This window comes from Streptomyces sp. NPDC051214 (genome assembly GCF_040682375.1).
Lineage (GTDB): Bacteria > Actinomycetota > Actinomycetes > Streptomycetales > Streptomycetaceae > Streptomyces.
The window spans coordinates 241,670-258,819 of record NZ_JBFBAT010000009.1; the positions used below are offsets into that span (position 1 = coordinate 241,670).

A 17,150-nucleotide genomic window follows, 5' to 3' on the forward strand; every position below is an offset into this window, starting at 1 on the left:
GCACGCCTTTAGGAGTGCGAAACCGGCGTACGCCGGGCGCGCGCAAACGGCGCGCGTCAGCCTCGCGAGAGCCGCTTCAGAAGGACGGCCGAAGCGACGGGCCGCGCACCCGCCTTCGCGATCCCGTCGGCCACTTCGCGGTCGGTCGAGACGACGACCACGGGGCGCCCCGGAGGCTCGGCGCGCACCAGCTGGCGGATCAGTTCGTCCGCGGTGACGCCCGGTTTGGAGAACAGCACCCGCACCCCGCGCGGCGGCGCGAGCAGTACGGGCGCGGCGAGTTCGGCCCCGTCGAAGACACAGGTCATCTCGGCGCCGGTCTGCGCGGCGAGCTGCGAGAGCGAGCCGAGAAGGCGCAGCCGCTGCTTCTCCAGGGGCATCGTCGGATAGCCGGTCTTGGTGACGTTGTAGCCGTCCACGACCATGTGCGCCTGCGGAAGCGCGAGCAGTTGGTCGATGATCGCCGGGTCGTTCTCGGAGAGCGCCCGCGCGGCGATGTCCTTCGGTGTCATCCGCCCCGGCTCGACCGCGTCCACGGTCTCGGCGGGCCGCACGGAGACGGGCGGCAGGGCCAGTTCGCGGCGCAGCCCCTGGGCGGACTCGAGCACCGTGTCGAGCAGCAGCCGCACCCGCATGTCCTCGACGCTGCGGCCCTCGCGCGCCGCCCTGCGGCTGGCCTCGAGGGCGGCCTCGGTCTCGCTGAGCCGGGCCTTGAGCCGCCGGCCCTCGCTCTCGGCGGCGGACAGCTGCGCCTGGCCGTCGGCCCGCGCGGCGTCGTACTCGGCTGCGGCCTTGCGCAGGGCCGCCTCGCCGCGCTTGACGTCGCTGAGGGCGCCGCGCAGCTTGCGATGCATCGATTCGGCTTCCTTCTTCGCCGACTCGAGCTCCGTGCGCAGCCGCTCGGTCTCGGCCTTCGTCTGGCCGCGTGCCGCCGCGAGTTCCTCGCGCAGCCGTTCGAGCTCGGCCCGGGTCTCGTCGTCGACGCGCTCGGCGTCCGCCCGCAGGGCCTCCTCGCCCGCGGCGGTCACCAGCTTCACCCAGCCGGTGGGACGCAGCACATAGGCCGCGGCCGCCACATCGAGGGGGTCCGCGGCCGGGGGCGGTGAGCCCGCGTCCAGGGCGCCGGTGAGCTCGGGCTGCGCCTCTCTGAGACGTTCGCCGATGCGCTGCCGGAAGAGCGCGTCGCCCTCCAGGGCCGCCGCCATCGCGTTGCCCGCGAACTTCGTCCGCCGGGTCGGCGTGAAGCGGGCGTACTGCCGCAGCTGTGCGGGCAGTTCGCTGACCGTGAGGCCGCCGAAGCCGTCCGAGACGATCTGGACGACCCGTCGGCGCACTCCGTCGGGCAGCGGGCGGTCGAGCACCTCAGCGGCGCCGTCGTCCGGCTCCCCGCTCGCGCTCTCCACCATCCGTCACCCCACTAGCTGTGCGGGGCCCGCTCCCTCAGGAGCCGGCGCCCGGCCTGTCCACGAGTTCCACCTGGTCCACCGCGTTGCACCAACGGCAGCGCACCGACTCGATGGTCTCACTGACCACCTCGCGTTCCTCGACGTTCGACTCACCGGCCAGGTCGAGGTGCACATATTCGACGACCTTCGAACTGCGGGTCACGTCGAAGCGCGTGAGGTTGCCGCAGAGCTGGCAGCGCCACCTGGTGGTGTCGGTCGGCAGAGGAACCGTCATCGTGGCTGTTCGCTTTCCTTCGGAATTCCATGGTGCGTGGTGCCCGTAACCCTAAGGCCTGTAAGGGTCTCCATGCGGCGGCCTCCCACGCGGCGGGGCACTCTGTACGGTTTGCTGCCCTTACGTCATGCTCTGTTCATGATCAGGACATGGGGTACGACGGCGGCCCGGATGCTCAGGGGGCAGTCCGCCCCGGTGACGTACGGCCTGATCGCCGCCTGCTGTCTGGTCTTCGTGATCTCGCCGGTCTCCGGGTTCAATCCCGCGTACGGAACCGGCGACTCGGTGCTCGCCGCCCAGCAGGCCTACTTCGAGCGCTGGGGCGTGATTCCCTCCGAGCTGTTCAGCGGCGCGGCGCGGCCCCTGCTGGCCCCCGCCACCGCGCTCTTCGTGCACGGCAGCTGGCTGCATCTCCTGGGCAACATGCTCTTCCTCTTCGTCTTCGGGGCGATGGCCGAGGAACGGATGGGGCACGTCCAGTTCGCGCTCTTCTATCTCGGCTGCGGCTATCTCGCCCTGTTCGCCTACGCGGTCGCCCACGCGGGCTCCGACCAGACCCTGGTGGGCGCGTCGGGGGCGATCTCCGCGGTGCTCGGCGCCTTCCTGAGCCTCTTCCCGAAGGCGCGGGTCACCAGTCTCTTCCCGTTCCTCTTCTTCCTGCCGCTGCGGTTCCCGGCATGGGTGGTGCTGCCGTTCTGGGTGGTGCTGCAGTGGCTCGCGGCCTGGCAGGGCGCGGAGGGTCCCGGGGTCGCGTATCTGGCGCACCTGGTCGGGTTCTCGCTGGGCTTTCTGTACGCGTGGGTGCGCTATAGGAGGACGGCTAGAGTGAAGAGGCCAGCACCGGTTACCGAGGGAGACAGTCAGCCGTGATCACCGCGATCGTGCTCATCAAGACCAGCGTGGACCGGATCCCGGAGATCGCCGAGTCGATCGCCGCACTCGACTGCGTCAGCGAGGTCTTTTCCGTGACCGGCACGTACGACCTGATCGCCATGGTGCGCGTCTCGCGCCACGACGATCTGGCCGACGTCATCCCCGGCAAGATCAGCAAGATCCCCGGCGTGGAGGGGACGGACACGCACGTCGCGTTCCGCACGTACTCGCAGCACGACCTCGAGGCGGCGTTCGCGATCGGCCTCGACTCCTGAGGCGTCGGCACCTGAGGCGTCCGGCCCCGGACACCCGTCGTCAGTCGGCCGCGCGAGCCGGATGAAGGTTTCTTCATCTGCGGCTCATGCTTCTGACGCGCTACGCCCCGCACGCTCACCCTCATGGTCTTCTCCCACCGCATGGCCGCTCTGGCCGCCGTCGTGGCGATCCCCCTCGGCATCGCCGCGACCAGCTACGCCCTGACCGACAGCCCCGAGCCGCCCAAGGCCCCGCCCAAGGTGGAGCTGGAGAGCGGCTCCCCGTCGTCGTCGCCGTCGTCGTCCTCTTCGCCGTCGCCGTCCGCGAAGCCCACCACGCCCCGGCCGACACCCAGCGACGAGACGGTGTCCCCGCCGCCGGTGAGCGAGAATTCCACGGGCGATGACGACGACGACGGCAACGAAGGCAGCGGACAGGGCGACAACGACGACGACGGTCCCGGTGACGACGGCTGAGCGCCCGCACCGCTGGATATCCGCCCGTGTCCGCATCCTGCTCTGGCTGCTCGTGGTCATGGCCGTCGCGCTCACCGCGGTCGCGGCCACCACGCGTTCCGTCCTGCTGCGCGACGTCGACCACCGCATCGACCGGCTGCTCGCCCAGGAGACCGGGGAGTTCACCAACCTCGCCAGGGAGGGCGTCGACCCGCACACGGGCCGGAAGTTCACCGCTCCCGATCCCCTCCTGCGGCTCTTCCTCTCCCGGCAGTACGCCGACCCCGACGAGGAGCTGCTCGGTCTCGTCGGCCGCTCCGGCAAGCCGCCCGCGAAGAAGGAGCAGGCACGCGAGCAGCGGATGGACCATCCGCTGGCCGAGGACCCCGCCGCGCTGCGCACGGTCTTCGACTCCCCCGACGCGACCGGCACGCTGCACCGCGACCGGGGCGAGGTCCGCTGGGCCAAGGTGGAGATCGCGGCGAGCGCCGGGCATCCGGCGGCCGCGTTCGTCGTCGCCTTCCACCCGGAGGGCGAACAGGCCAAGGCGGGCGACGTGTTCACGATGCTGCTCGCCATCTCCGGGGTCGCGCTCCTGATGACGACCGGCATCGGCTGGGCGGTCGCCGGCCGCATCCTCAAGCCCGTACGCCTGGTGCGTACGACCGCCGCGCAGCTCACCGAGCAGGATCTGACCCGGCGCATCCCGGTGCAGGGCAGGGATGACATCGCCGCGCTCGCCGAGACATTCAACGGCATGCTCGACCGCTTGGAGCGCGCGTTCGCGGCGCAGCGCGAGTTCGTCGACGACGCAGGGCACGAGCTGCGCACGCCGATCACCATCGTGCGCGGTCACCTGGAGCTGATGGGCGACGACCCGGGTGAGCGGGAGGAGACGGTCCGGATCGTCATGGAGGAACTCGACCGGATGAGCCGCATCGTCGAGGATCTCCTGCTTCTCGCCAAGTCCGAGCGGCCCGACTTCGTCACCCCCCGGCCGGTGCAGCTCGCCGAGCTGACCGCGGACGTCTTCGTCAAGGCACGGGCGCTCGGCGACCGGGACTGGCAGCTGGCCGAAGTGGCCGACGGAGAGACCGGTCTCGACCCGCAGCGCATCACCCAGGCGATGGTGCAGCTCGCCCAGAACGCCGTCCAGCACACCGTCCCGGGCCAGCGCATCGGCATCGGCTCACGCAGCACGCCGGGCCGCGTCGAGTTGTACGTCGCCGACAGCGGACCCGGCGTCCAGGCACAGGACGCCGCGGTGATCTTCGAGCGCTTCCGGCGCGGCACCGCACGCCGTGGTGCCCGCGCCACCGGCGCAGGACTCGGCCTCGCCATCGTGCGGGCGATCGCCGAAGGACACGGCGGCCAGGTCGAGCTGCGGCCCACGGAAGGCGGCGGCGCCACCTTCGTACTCGACCTGCGAGAACAGGAAGCAGGACTGACATGAACCGGATCCTCATCGTCGAGGACGAGGAGCGCATCGCCTCTTTCGTCGAGAAGGGCCTGCGCGCCAACGGCTTCACGACCAGCGTCGTCGGCGACGGCGACGCGGCTTACGACTACGCCCTGACCGGCGGTTTCGACCTGGTCGTCCTGGACATCGGCCTGCCCGGCAAGGACGGCTTCACGGTCCTGCGGCAGTTGCGCGAGGCCCGCGTGACCACACCGGTCATTGTGCTGACCGCGCGCGACTCCGTCCGCGACACCGTGGCGGGCCTGGAAGGCGGCGCCGACGACTGGATGACCAAGCCGTTCCGCTTCGAGGAACTCCTCGCGCGGGTCCGCCTGAGGCTGCGTACGGCGGCGGGCGCCCCGGAGGTGACGGTGCTGCGGGGCAGGGACCTGACGCTGGATCTGCGCACGCGCCGGGCGCGTTCGGGTGAGCGGACGGTGGATCTGACGGCGCGTGAGTTCGTGCTGCTCGAACTCTTCCTGCGCCACCCGGGGCAGGTGCTCTCGCGGGAGCAGATCCTGTCGCACGTGTGGGGGTACGACTTCGACCCCGGGTCCAACATCGTGGACGTGTACGTCCGGGCGCTGCGCAAGAAGCTGGGCGCGCAGCGCGTGGAGACCGTACGCGGGATGGGGTACCGCCTGCCGGGGTGAAGGGCACCCTCTCCGGCCTCGCGCCCTCCCGGGTGAAATTCCCTTCATCCGCGGCTCATTGAGGACTCACGGCCGGACCCGAGGCTCGGTGCGTGACCCTGAACCCCCGCCAAGCCCTCACCCTCTGCGTCGCGCTGAGCCTGTGCGCGCTGCTCCTGGTGCCGGGCAACCTCCCCGGCCTGAGCGGCGACGCACGCATCACCCTCGGCGTGTTCGCCCTGGCGACCTGCGCGTGGATCAGCACCCCGATCGACGACACGTACATCGCGCTGGGCGCCGGGCTCGCGCTCACCGCGACCGGGGTGATCAGCAGCGACACCCTCTTCGGCACCCTCGGTGACGAGACGGTCTGGCTGCTGATCTGCGCCTTCGTGCTGGCGGCCGCGGTCGCCCGCAGCGGTCTGGCGGGCCGGGCCGCGGCCTTCCTCGTCAGCGGGGCGCGCACGGTACGGCAGTTGACGCATCTGACGACGGCCGCCCTGGTCGTGACGGCCTTCGCGGTGCCCGCCACGTCGGGCCGCGCCGCGCTCGCGCTGCCGGTCTTCCTGGCGCTCGCGAAGGTCTTCGCCGACCGCAGGCGCCTCGTGGTGATGCTCGCCCTGCTGTTCCCTACGGTGATCCTGCTCTCCGCGGTCGCGACCCTGATCGGCGCGGGCGCGCATCTGATCACGGTGTCCGTGCTGTGGGAGGCCACCGGGGAGCGGATCGGCTTCACGCAGTGGATGCTGCTCGGTCTTCCGCTCGCCGTCGCCTCGTCCCATCTGGCGGCGGAGGCCGTCCTGTTGACGACGACGCGGCGCGAGGACCGCAAGGGGCCGGTGCACATCACCGTCGAGCAGCTCCAGGAGCACAGCGAGCAGCCGGTCACCGGGGCCTGGGAGCCCGCCGAGACCCGCTGCGCGCTCCTCCTCGCCACGGTCGTCGCCCTGTGGTGCAGCGAGCCGCTGCACCAAGTACCGCCCGCTGTCGTCGCGTTGATCGGCGCGGTCGTCGCCTCGTCCCCCGCCCTGGGCACCGTACGCCTCAAGGACGCGCTGAAGACCGTGCCCTGGGCGCTGCTGCTCTTCATGGCGGCGACGATGGCGATGGGCGTCGCGCTCGCCGAGTCGGGAGCGGCGAAGTGGCTGGTGGGCGGGGTCCCCCTCGATGTGCCGCCCTGGCTCTTCCTGGCCCTCGTGGTGGCGGTCAGCACGGCCGCGCACCTGATCCTGCAGTCCCGTTCGGCCCGCTCGTCCGTCCTGGTCCCGCTGGTCGTCGCGGCGGCCGTCGGCGCGGGCGTCAACCCGGTCGCCGCAGCGCTCGCCTCCACGGCGGCCGCCGGCTTCTGCCACACCCTGCCCGCCTCGGCGAAGCCCGTCACGCTCTTCGCCGACATCCCGGGCACCCCCACCTACACCCCGCGCGACCTGCTGCGCCTCTCGGCGGTCCTGGCGCCGCTGACCGCCGCCCTCGTCCTGCTCTTCGCCGTGGCGCTCTGGCCGCTACTCGGCGTACCCGTCCGCTGATCCCGCCCTTGAACCCACTCTGGAGACCCACGTGCTGACCCACTTCGCCATCGCCCCCAGCGGTTTCAAGGAGTCCCTGACCGCGCAGTCCGCGGCCGAGGCCATCGCCGAAGGAGTGCGCCGCGTCGTCCCGCACGCCGAGACCGATCTGATCCCCCTGGTGGACGGCGGCGAGGGCACCGCGCGCGCCCTGGCCACCTCGGGCGGCGGACGCCTGGTCGCGCTGCCCGCCACCGGGCCCGTCGGCCAGCGGATCGGCACGCACTTCGCGCTGCTCCCGGACGGCACGGCGGTGGTGGAGATGGCGGCCGTGGCCGGGCTCTCGCTGGTCCCCCGCGATCTGCGCGACCCGGGCGCCACGACGACGTACGGCGTCGGCGAACTGATCGCCGCCGCACTCGAAGCGGGCGCCCGCCGCATCCTGGTGGGCTGCGGCGACTCCGGCACGTCGGACGGGGGCGCGGGGGCGCTCCAGGCGCTCGGGGCCCGGCTCCTGGACGCGGACGGATGGGAACTGCCACGCGGTGGACGGGAGTTGACCCGGCTGAGCCGCATCGACCCCTCGGGCCTCGACCCCCGCCTGCGGGGCACCGAGATCCGCGTCGCCTGCAACCCCTTCAACGTCCTGACCGGCGAGCGCGGCGTCGCCCGCGTCTTCGGACCCCAGAAGGGCGCGACGCCCACCCAGGTCGAACAGCTGGCGGCGGGCCTCGAACACTGGGCGCACGTCCTGACCCGCGACCTGCACGCCACGGGAGACCTCGCCCTCGGCCCCGGCACCGGCGCGTCCGGCGGCCTGGGAGCCGGCCTCGCGGCGCTCGGCGCCCAGCTGCTCCCCCGCTTCGACGTCCTCCTGGACCATCTGGACCTGAACGCCCGCCTGGCCCGCGCCGACCTCGTCGTCACCGCCGAGGGCGCCCTCGACCACCAGACGCCCCGCGGCAAGGTCCCCGCCGAAGTGGCGCGCCGCGCCAAGCGGTTCGGCCGCCCCGTCCTGGTCCTCGCGGGCACCATCGGCCAGGGCGCCCATCACGTACGGGCGGAGGGCGTGGACGCCTACAGCGCGATCCTGCCCGCGCCGGTCTCGCTCACCGAGGCGCTCGGCCGTGGCGGCGAATTCCTCACCGACGCGACCGAACGCGCCCTGCGGATGATCGTCCTGGGGTCACGCCTGAAGGGACGGACCAAGGCTCAGGCCGCGCTGGTGTCCGGCACGCAACGCCCGTCCTCCGTGCGGTAGTTCCAGCGCGCGCCGTCCGCCACGAGCTCCTTGACGGCGCGCACGAAACGCTCCACGTGCTCGTCCGGGGTGCCCGCGCCGAAGCTGACGCGGATCGCGTTCAGCGACTTCTCGCCGGGCGCGGCCTCGGGGGCGCCGCACTCGCCCTGCGTCTGCGGGTCGCTGCCGAGGAGGGTGCGCACCAGCGGGTGGGCGCAGAAGAGGCCGTCGCGTACGCCGATGCCGTACTCGGCGGAGAGCGCGGCGGCGAAGTGCGAGCTGTTCCAGCCCTCCACGACGAAGGAGATGACGCCGACGCGCGGCGCGTCGTCGCCGAAGAGCGAGAGCACCTTCACCGCGGGCACCTCGGCGAGGCCCTCGCGGACCTTCGCGATGAGGTGACGCTCACGGGCGACGAGCTCGTCGAAGCCCGCCTCGGTCAGCGCCTTGCAGGCGGCGGCGATGGAGTACACGCCGATGACGTTGGGCGATCCGGCCTCGTGCCGCGCGGCGGTGTCGTGCCACTCGACGTCCACGCCGCCGTCCGTACGCCGCGCGACCTTCCGCGACGCGCCGCCGCCGGCGAGGTAGGGGTCGGCTTCCTTCAGCCAGTCGGAGCGGCCGGCGAGGACGCCGGAGCCGAAGGGCGCGTACAGCTTGTGGCCGGAGAAGGCGACCCAGTCGACGTCGAGCTCGCTGATGGAGACCGGGTGGTGGGGCGCGAGCTGCGCGGCGTCGAGGACGATGCGGGCGCCGTGGGCGTGAGCGGCGGCGGCGAGCTCCTTGACCGGCCACAGTTCGCCGGTGACGTTCGAGGCGCCGGTGACGCAGACGAGGGCCGGTCCGTAGGGGTCGCGGTCGGCGAGGGCGCGCTCCAGGGTGGCGACGGCCTGGTCGGCGGTGCGCGGGGCGTTCAGGTACGTCACGCGGGCGTCGCGCCACGGAAGCAGGGAGGCGTGGTGCTCGGTCTCGAAGACGAACACCTGGCAGTCGGCGGGCAGCGCGGCGGCGAGCAGGTTGAGCGAGTCGGTGGTCGATCGGGTGAAGACGACCTGGTCGTCCTCGCGGCAGCCGAGGAACTCCGCGACGGTGACCCGGCTGTTCTCGAAGAGGTCGGTGGAGAGCTGCGAGAGGTACCCGGCACCGCGGTGCACGCTGCCGTAGTACGGCGCGTAGGCGGCCACGTCGTCCCACACCCGCTGCAGGGCCGGGGCGCTGGCCGCGTAGTCGAGCGCCGCGTAGGTCACCTCGCCGCCGGTGACGAGCGGCACGGTGACGTCACGGCCGAGGACGGGCAGCGGGGCGGCACAGACGATCTGGTCGGCGGCAGCGGTGGTGACAGACATGGCGAACTCCCGTGGGAAGGCAGGCGAGTTCACTGCGAGAGCGCGCGTACGGCGCCGCAGTGACGAAGAAAAAAGGGGGTGCGGAAAAGGGGCCGGAAAGCCCTATCGCATTCGCTTGCTCACGAGACTGCTCCCTTGAGGACCAGGACCCCAGGGTTGTTCGCAGGGGTCCGCGCTTGCCATGGACCTTGCTGTCCACGGCCTGGTCTTCACCCGGGGCACCCCGCCACGGACGGAGGGTTGCCGGACAGCGAGCCGGGGCCTAATCGCTGTCACTCATGACCTGCGCAGCATCTTGCCACACGATCTTCTCGGTGCCCACCGCAGTCCGGCATCCGGACCGCGGTGGGCACCACACTCACCGGTTGCTGGCCGCCACCCACAGCTCCAGGGCCTTCTTCGCCGACCCGGAGTCGATCGACTCCGCCGCCTTCGCGATGCCGGCGCCGATCTGCTCCACCAGGGTCCCCTCGCCCGGCGAGAGGGCCACCAGGGCCGCCGCCGTGTTGAGCAGGACGGCGTCCCGCACAGGGCCCTTCTCGCCGTCCAGGAGGCGCAGCGCCACCTCGGCGTTGTACGAGGCGTCGGCGCCCCGCAGCGCCTCGACGGGGACGAGGTCGATGCCCACGTCCCGCGGGTCGAAGGCCTCCTCGCGCACGGCCCCGTCCCGCACCACCCACACCCGGGACGTCGCCGTGGTCGTCAGCTCGTCGAGACCGTCGTCGCCGCGGAAGACCAGGGAGGAGTTGCCGCGCTCGGCGAAGACTCCGGCCACGATCGGCGCCATCCTCGGGTCGGCGACGCCGACCGCCTGGGCGCGCACCCTGGCCGGGTTGGTGAGCGGACCGAGGGCGTTGAAGACGGTCCGGATGCCCAACTGGCTGCGCGCCGCTCCCGCGTGCCGCAGCGCCGGGTGGAACTTCACGGCGAAGCAGAAGGTGATCCCGGCTTCCTCGGCCACCTCGACGACCCGGTTCAGCGGCAGCTCCAGGTTCACCCCGAGCTTCTCCAGGACGTCGGAGGCCCCGGAGGCGCTGGAGGCCGCGCGGTTGCCGTGCTTGACGACCTTCGCGCCCGCGCCCGCGGCCACGATCGCGGACATCGTGGAGATGTTGACGGTCTTGGCGCCGTCACCGCCGGTGCCGACGATGTCGACGGTCTGCCCCGGCACCTCGATCACGTTGGCGTGCTCGTACATCGTGCGGACGAGGCCGGAGATCTCCTCCACGGTCTCGCCCTTGGCCCGCAGGGCGACGACGAAGCCCGCGATCTGCGCGTCGGTCGCCTCGCCCCGCATGATGCGGTCCATGGCCCAGGCCGTGTCCTCGGTGCTCTGGTCACGTCCTTCGAGCAGTCCGTTCAGCACACCCGGCCAGGAACGGGCCGCCGCGGTGTTGCCTCCTGCGGGGGTCACAGCGCTCATCTGCCGCTCCTGGGTTCGTCTAGACACGGGACAGGAACACCTTATCCAGCCCGGGGGACGGCAAAGAGCCCCGTCCATGCAGTGGAACGCATGGACAGGGCTCTCGCCGTGGCGACCTGGTCAGAGTCTCAGGTGATCAGTGGTGGCCGTGGCCGCTGGTGATCTCCTTGTACTCCTCGGTGGTGGGCTTGGGGATCTGGTTGTCCTCCCCGTAGTAGCCCTTGCTGAGCTTGGCCCGGAGCTTCTGCGAACCGGTCACCTTGCGCTCGACGCCGTTCTCGTCGACCGCGGGGCCGATCTCGAGCGGCGCGTACTGCTCGTGCGCGGTGAGCGTGTGCAGCTGCTCCTGGTTGAGCGGCTCGTGGACCTCGATGAACTCACCGTGCGGCAGCCGCTTGATGATGCCCGACTCGCGGCCGTGCAGGACCTTGTCCCGGTCACGCCGCTGCAGACCCAGGCAGATCCGCTTGGTGATGATGAAGGCGAGGACCGGTGCCACGAAGAAGGCGATGCGCACGAACCAGGTGATCGCGTTGATCGACAGGTGGAAGTGCGTGGCCCAGAGGTCGTTTCCACCACCGATGAGCAGCACCATGTACCAGGTGATCCACGCGACGCCGAAGCCCGTACGGGTCGGGACGTTGCGCGGTCGGTCCAGGATGTGGTGCTCGCGCTTGTCGCCGGTGACCCAGGACTCGATGAACGGGTAGACCGCGATCGCGACCAGGACCAGCGGGAAGATCACCAGCGGGATGAACACGCCCAGGACGAGCGTGTGACCCCAGGCGTTGATCTCCCAGCCCGGCATGACACGGATCAGGCCTTCGGAGAAGCCCATGTACCAGTCGGGCTGTGCTCCGGTGGAGACCTGGTCCGGACGGTAGGGACCGAGCGCCCAGATCGGGTTGATCGTGGCGATCGCCGAGATGGCCGCGATCACACCGAAGACCAGGAAGAAGAAGCCTCCGGCCTTCGCCATGTACACGGGAAGCAGCGGCATGCCGACGACGTTCTTGTTCGTCTTGCCGGGACCCGCGAACTGGGTGTGCTTGTGGTAGAAGACCAGGATCAGGTGCGCCACCACGAGCCCGAGCATGATGCCCGGCAGCAGCAGGATGTGCACCGAGTAGAACCGGGCCACGAAGTCGCCGCCGGGGAACTCCCCGCCGAACAGGAACATCGCCAGGTACGTGCCCACGATCGGCACGGACAGGACGGCGCCCTGCATGAAGCGCACACCGGTACCGGAGAGCAGGTCGTCGGGGAGCGAGTAACCGGTGAAGCCGGTGAACATGCCCAGGACGAACAGCAGGAACCCGAAGACCCAGTTGACCTCGCGGGGCTTGCGGAAGGCACCCGTGAAGAAGACGCGCATCATGTGCACGAACATCGCCGCGAGGAAGATCAGCGCCGCCCAGTGGTGGATCTGCCGGATCAGCAGACCACCGCGCACATCGAAGCTGATGTGCATGGTCGAGTTGAACGCCTCGGACATCAGCTGGCCCTGCAGCGGGATGTAGCTGCCGTGGTACTCCACCTCGTTCATCGACGGGTGGAAGAACAGGGTCAGGTACACACCCGTGAGGATGATGATGATGAAGCTGTAGAGGCAGATCTCACCGAGCATGAAGGACCAGTGGTCCGGGAAGATCTTGCGCATGTTGGCCTTGGCCAGGGAGTAGATCCCCAGACGTCCGTCGGCCCAGTCGGCCACCCGCTCTCCGGCGGGCGCCTCCTTCTTACGGTTTTCGTTCGCCGAAGTGCTCATCCGCGCTCCCAGAAAGCAGGACCGACGGGCTCAGCGAAGTCGCCGAGCGCCTCGAGGTAGCCCTCTTCGTTCACGCCGATGCGCAGCTGCGGCAGCGCGTGACCGGCCGGGCCGAAGATCACTCGGGCACCGTCGGAGAGGTCGAAGGTGGACTGGTGGCACGGGCAGAGGACGTGGTGCGTCTGCTGCTCGTACAGGGAGATCGGGCAGCCGACGTGGGTGCAGATCTTCGAGTACGCGACGACACCGTCGTGCGACCACTCGAGCTCCTGCTTGTCCTTGATGTTGTCCGGCTGAATCCGGACGATCATCAGGGCCGCCTTGGCGATCTCCTTCTGGAAGTCGTGATCGTGCTCCTCCAGGCCCTCGGGCTTGGCGAAGGTCAGCGAGCCGACCTGGACGTCCGACGGGCGCAGCGGCTCGTTCGTGTTCATGTTCACGAGCAGCTTGCCCTTGGCCCACAGGGTGTGCCGCAGCTTGTCCTCCGGCAGCGGACCGAGGTCGCGCAGCAGGACGACGCCGGAGAGCGGCACCATGGCGAGCGCACCGAACATCGTGTTGCGGATCAGCTTGCGCCGGCCGAACTGCGACTCCGCGGCACCGGCCTTGAAGTCGGCCATGACCTTGGCCTTGACCTCGGGCTCGGCCTCGATCGGGTGGCGCTCGTCGGCGACCTCCACGTCGGACATCAGGGTGCGGGCCCAGTGGACCGCGCCCGCGCCGATGCAGAAGAGCGCCACGCCCAGGGTCATGCCCAGGGAGAAGTTCAGCGCGCTGATGTGGCCGATCGGGAAGACGTAGATGCGCTTGTCGACCGGGAACGCCACGTAGGAGGCGATGAAGCCGATCGTGGCCAGCATCGACAACGTGAACAGGAAGGCGACCGCACGCTCGGACCGCTTGGCGGCCCGCTCGTCGATGTCCTGGACACGGTGCTCATGGGGCGGAAGGCCCGGGTCGGCGAACGGGTTCTCGTCCGCGACCGCCACCGAGCCGTGCTCGGTCTCCTGCACGCTGGGCAGGTTCTCTTCTGATTTCTCTTGGCTACTCATGACTTCTTGGCCTTTGCGGTCCGAGCGGCGACCCACACGGCGACCGCGATCAGCGTGCCGAGACCGAAGATCCAGCCGAACAGGCCTTCACTGACCGGACCCAGGCCGCCCAGCTTGAGACCGCCAGGGCTCTCGGTCTGTTCGCCGTTGACCGCGTCGAGGTACGCGATGATGTCCTTCTTGTTCTTCTCCGGCATCACGGTGTCGGGGAAGGACGGCATGTTCTGCGGGCCGGTCTGCATGGCCTCGTAGATGTGCTTGGGGGAGACATCCTCCAACGAAGGGGCGAACTTGCCCTTCGTCAACGCGCCGCCCTCACCGGTGAAGTTGTGGCACTGCGCACAGTTGGTGCGGAACAGCTCGCCACCCTTGGCGATGTCCGCCCCGTCCGGGCTGTACTGCTTCTCGGTGGGGACGGTCGGGCCCGCGCCCAGCGAGGCGATGTACGCCGCGAGCTGGTCGATCTGGGCCTGGTTGTAGATGGCCTTCTTCTTCGGCGCCTGGGCGCCCGGCTGCTGCAGCGGCATACGGCCGGTGCTGACCTGGAAGTCGACGGCGGCTGCGCCGACGCCCACCAGGCTAGGACCGTCGGAGGACCCCTGACCGCCGGTTCCGTGGCAGCTGGAGCAGCCCACGGAGTACAACTTCTTGCCCTCGTCGATGGCGAGGGACTGGGCGGTGTCGTCGGCCTGCGCCTTGTCCGCGGGTGCGAACGCGGCGTACAGCCCCCCGGTGGCCGCCAGCGCGAGGAGTAGGACGACGACCGCCGCCAGCGGGTGGCGTCGTCGTGCGGAGAGCTTTTTCACGGATTACCCCGGTGTCAGGATCTTCTGCGTCGATGCTTCTGGAATGAGTCGGAACGTCGGGCCCTGCTGGGCCCGGCCCCGTTTACTTGATCATGTAGATCGTGGCAAAGAGACCGATCCAGACAACATCGACGAAGTGCCAGTAGTAGGACACGACGATGGCTGCGGTCGCCTGCTCATGGGTGAACCTCTTGGCCGCGTACGTCCTGCCGAGGACCAGCAGGAAGGCGATGAGACCGCCTGTCACATGCATGCCATGGAAGCCGGTGGTCAGGTAGAACACCGATCCGTACGGGTCGGACGAGAGCGAGAGACCCTCGTGCTTGACCAGCTCGGTGTACTCGAAGACCTGACCGCCGATGAAGACCGCACCCATGATGAAGGTGACGATGAACCACATCCGGAGCTTCTTCACGTCACCACGCTCAGCGGCGAACACGCCTAGCTGACACGTGAGAGAGGAGAGCACCAGGATCGTGGTGTTCGTCGCCGAGAACGGGAAGTTCAGCGCGGACGCCATTTCCTTCCAGTGCTCAGGTCCTGTCACCGATCGCAGGGTGAAGTACATCGCGAAGAGGGCCGCGAAGAACATCAGCTCGGAACTCAGCCAAATGATGGTTCCGACGCTGGTGAGGTTCGGCCGATTGACCGGCGGGTGCGCGTGCCCGGTATCTACTGTCGTTGCTGTCGCCACGACCGACATTATGTCGGTCGCTTATCCCGCCCTCACCCCGGGGGGTGCCGTTCGGAGTGTCTGCGGGGTGTGTCCTGCCCGTATGGCCCATCGAAGGGCTGTCCGAACCGCTGTTGACGGGGTGTCCGGAGAGGTAGCATCCGCGCATCGGTCCCCGGCCGAGAGCCCCTCAACGAAGCGGAGGAACCATGCAGCCGACCGCCACGGTGCTGGTCTACAGCGACAACGCGAGCACCCGCGAGCAGGTCCGGTTGGCCACCGGACGCAGGCCGGCGGCGGACGTTCCCGCGGTCGAGTTCATCGAGTGCGCGACGCTGCCCGCCGTGCTGAAGGAACTCGACCGGGGCGGCGTCGACGTCTGCGTCCTGGACGGCGAGGCCACCCCCGTCGGCGGCATGGGGGTCTGCCGCCAGCTCAAGGACGAGATCTTCCGCTGCCCGCCCGTGCTCCTGCTCATGGGGCGCCCGCAGGACGCCTGGCTGGCCACCTGGAGCCGCGCGGAGGCCGCGGTGACCCTTCCGGTCGATCCGGTCGAGTTCGCGAACTCCCTGGCCTCTCTCCTGCGCGAGAAGCTGGCCGTCCAGGCCTGACGCCACGCCAGAAGGCCCCGCGCCTCGGCGCGGGGCCTTCTGTGCTGTTCTGCGGAGCTGCTAGACCTGCGGCCGCAGCCGGGCCGCGTCGAGCGCCGTGGGGCCGTCCTTGGCGCCGCCGAGGAGCGCGCTGCCGTCCCGCCAGTTCTTCCAGTCGACGTTCCAGTCGCCGAAGCCGTTGCCGAACGGGTCCATGTCCGCGCCGTAGCTGTTGACGACCCGCACGATGTCGCCCTGCCGGACGGTCTCGTAGAACCAGGCGGCGTTGCCGGTGCTCATGCCCGTGCAGCCGTGGCTGGTGTTCGCGTTCCCCTGCGAGCCGACCGACCAGGGGGCCGCGTGCACGTACTCACCGGAATCGGTGACCCGCGTCGCGTAGTAGACCATCTTGTCGTAGAAGTCCGATGCGCCGATGCTGGCACTGGTCATTCGTACGGAGTACTCCTTGCCCAGCACCACCTTGACGCCGTTGCGCGTGGAGTAGCCGGGCTTGCCCGTCGTCACCGGGATGGAGTTGATCTCCTCGCCGTTGCGGTAGACCGTCATCCAGTGCGACCCGGCGTCCGTGACGGCCTCGATGCGGTCGCCGATGGTCATCCGCAGCGGCTTGGCCTCGCCGCCCCAGAGCTTGTCGCGGACCTTGATGCCCGCGAGGTTGCTGCGGACGTTGACGGTGGCGCCCACGGGCCAGTAGTCCTTGGGGCGGTAGTGCAGCGTCGTGCTGTCCACCCAGTGCCACACGCCCTTCGTGGCGGGCTGCGTCTCGACCTTCAGGGCGCGCTCCACGATGGCCCTGGCCTTCTTGTCCTTCACCTTGGCGCTGAGCTTGGCCGTGACCGGCTGCCCGACCCCGTACTTGCCCGATTCGGGGCCGAAGGTGACGTCGAGCCGCTTCTTCTTGGCCGCCTCGTTGGTGTCGAAGGTCAGGACCTTGCGGCCCGGTGAGCCCTCCTCGTCCTCCGTGCTGACCCGCACCGTGTAGTGCGCGCCCGCCGCGAGGGGCTCCGTGCTGTGCCAACGGGCGCCGTCGGCGGCGAGTTCACCCGCCACGTACCGTCCCTGCGCGTCGGTGGCCGTCACATCGGTGATGCGCCCGTCCTCGCCCTGTGCGGTGACCTCCAGGGGCTTGTCCGGATCCGCCTTCTGACTGCCCACGGGGCCGTTGAAGGCGATCTGGCCCGCCGCGTCGTACGGCTTCGCCGAGAGCGGATGGCCGTCGGAGCTGCCGCACGCCGTGGTTCCCACCCCGAGGGCGGCCACCAGCATGGTGCAGCTCAGTACCGTGCGGATTCGCGGTGAGTGGCTCATGAACACACGGTATGGACGTTCCTCGGCTCCGGCGCGCCGAGTGACCCGTACGAGTGTCAAGCGC

At 70.0% G+C, this 17,150-nt stretch carries 17 protein-coding genes and 1 riboswitch; of the genes, 8 read left to right on the forward strand and 9 right to left on the reverse strand.

Annotated elements, in window-relative coordinates; genetic code table 11:
- Positions 1–56 precede the first annotated feature (56 nt).
- Both AB0M70_RS24760 and AB0M70_RS24765 read right to left on the reverse strand, forming a co-directional pair.
- Complete coding sequence (locus tag AB0M70_RS24760; RefSeq protein WP_365822812.1) at positions 57–1,406, reverse strand: NYN domain-containing protein; 1,350 nt, start codon at positions 1,404–1,406, stop codon at positions 57–59.
- Positions 1,407–1,440: 34 nt separating this feature from the next.
- Entirely contained in the window at positions 1,441–1,680 is a 240-nt protein-coding gene (locus tag AB0M70_RS24765; protein WP_160504588.1) for a hypothetical protein, read from the reverse strand.
- A 138-nt stretch (positions 1,681–1,818) separates the two neighbouring features.
- Here AB0M70_RS24765 and AB0M70_RS24770 point away from each other — a divergent pair, with 138 nt between their 5' ends.
- The 7 genes from AB0M70_RS24770 to AB0M70_RS24800 all read left to right on the forward strand — a co-directional run bounded on the left by AB0M70_RS24770 (position 1,819) and on the right by AB0M70_RS24800 (position 8,120).
- Entirely contained in the window at positions 1,819–2,550 is a 732-nt protein-coding gene (locus AB0M70_RS24770; protein ID WP_365822814.1) for a rhomboid family intramembrane serine protease, read from the forward strand.
- The gene (locus tag AB0M70_RS24775; RefSeq protein WP_363208281.1) at positions 2,547–2,828 is read left to right on the forward strand and encodes an Lrp/AsnC ligand binding domain-containing protein; all 282 of its coding nucleotides are present in this window, start codon (positions 2,547–2,549) and stop codon (positions 2,826–2,828) included. The genes AB0M70_RS24770 and AB0M70_RS24775 overlap by 4 nt, the downstream gene beginning before the upstream one ends.
- Before the next feature lie 123 nt (positions 2,829–2,951).
- On the forward strand, positions 2,952–3,284 hold the full coding sequence (locus tag AB0M70_RS24780; RefSeq protein ID WP_365822816.1) for a small secreted hydrophilic protein: 333 nt from the start codon (positions 2,952–2,954) through the stop codon (positions 3,282–3,284).
- Positions 3,271–4,716, forward strand: a complete 1,446-nt coding sequence (locus tag AB0M70_RS24785) for a HAMP domain-containing sensor histidine kinase (RefSeq protein WP_365822818.1) — start codon at positions 3,271–3,273, stop codon at positions 4,714–4,716. Before AB0M70_RS24780 ends, AB0M70_RS24785 begins: the two co-directional genes overlap by 14 nt.
- Entirely contained in the window at positions 4,713–5,375 is a 663-nt protein-coding gene (locus tag AB0M70_RS24790) for a response regulator transcription factor (protein ID WP_365822820.1), read from the forward strand. The genes AB0M70_RS24785 and AB0M70_RS24790 overlap by 4 nt, the downstream gene beginning before the upstream one ends.
- A 92-nt stretch (positions 5,376–5,467) precedes the next feature.
- A complete protein-coding gene (locus AB0M70_RS24795) occupies positions 5,468–6,880 on the forward strand; it encodes an SLC13 family permease (protein ID WP_365822822.1) in 1,413 nt (470 codons plus the stop codon).
- Between the two features lie 31 nt (positions 6,881–6,911).
- A complete protein-coding gene (locus tag AB0M70_RS24800; RefSeq protein ID WP_365822824.1) occupies positions 6,912–8,120 on the forward strand; it encodes a glycerate kinase in 1,209 nt (402 codons plus the stop codon).
- On the opposite strand, the gene AB0M70_RS24805 is transcribed toward AB0M70_RS24800, so the two are convergent.
- From AB0M70_RS24805 to AB0M70_RS24830, 6 genes are all read right to left on the reverse strand, one after another.
- The gene (locus AB0M70_RS24805) at positions 8,072–9,445 is read right to left on the reverse strand and encodes an aminotransferase class V-fold PLP-dependent enzyme (RefSeq protein WP_365822826.1); all 1,374 of its coding nucleotides are present in this window, start codon (positions 9,443–9,445) and stop codon (positions 8,072–8,074) included. The genes AB0M70_RS24800 and AB0M70_RS24805 overlap by 49 nt on opposite strands.
- Before the next feature lie 167 nt (positions 9,446–9,612).
- Positions 9,613–9,729, reverse strand: a riboswitch (SAM riboswitch).
- A 74-nt stretch (positions 9,730–9,803) separates the two neighbouring features.
- A complete protein-coding gene (gene trpD, locus AB0M70_RS24810) occupies positions 9,804–10,868 on the reverse strand; it encodes an anthranilate phosphoribosyltransferase (protein WP_365822828.1) in 1,065 nt (354 codons plus the stop codon).
- 136 nt (positions 10,869–11,004) lie between these two features.
- On the reverse strand, positions 11,005–12,636 hold the full coding sequence (locus AB0M70_RS24815; protein WP_365822830.1) for a cytochrome bc complex cytochrome b subunit: 1,632 nt from the start codon (positions 12,634–12,636) through the stop codon (positions 11,005–11,007).
- Positions 12,633–13,688 carry a Rieske 2Fe-2S domain-containing protein gene (locus tag AB0M70_RS24820; protein WP_365822832.1) on the reverse strand — a complete coding sequence of 352 codons (1,056 nt, stop codon included), beginning with the start codon at positions 13,686–13,688 and terminating at the stop codon, positions 12,633–12,635. The genes AB0M70_RS24815 and AB0M70_RS24820 overlap by 4 nt, the downstream gene beginning before the upstream one ends.
- Entirely contained in the window at positions 13,685–14,494 is an 810-nt protein-coding gene (locus AB0M70_RS24825) for a c-type cytochrome (RefSeq protein ID WP_363208290.1), read from the reverse strand. The genes AB0M70_RS24820 and AB0M70_RS24825 overlap by 4 nt, the downstream gene beginning before the upstream one ends.
- Positions 14,495–14,576: 82 nt before the next feature.
- Positions 14,577–15,197, reverse strand: coding sequence for a heme-copper oxidase subunit III (locus AB0M70_RS24830; RefSeq protein WP_363208291.1), 621 nt, complete (start codon positions 15,195–15,197; stop codon positions 14,577–14,579).
- 179 nt (positions 15,198–15,376) lie between these two features.
- Between AB0M70_RS24830 and AB0M70_RS24835 the strand changes: the two genes are divergently transcribed.
- Positions 15,377–15,778, forward strand: coding sequence for a hypothetical protein (locus AB0M70_RS24835; protein WP_365822835.1), 402 nt, complete (start codon positions 15,377–15,379; stop codon positions 15,776–15,778).
- A gap of 60 nt (positions 15,779–15,838) precedes the next feature.
- Here the strand turns inward: AB0M70_RS24835 and AB0M70_RS24840 are convergent, their stop codons facing one another.
- Positions 15,839–17,086 carry an Ig-like domain-containing protein gene (locus tag AB0M70_RS24840; RefSeq protein WP_365822837.1) on the reverse strand — a complete coding sequence of 416 codons (1,248 nt, stop codon included), beginning with the start codon at positions 17,084–17,086 and terminating at the stop codon, positions 15,839–15,841.
- Positions 17,087–17,150: the final 64 nt, after the last annotated feature.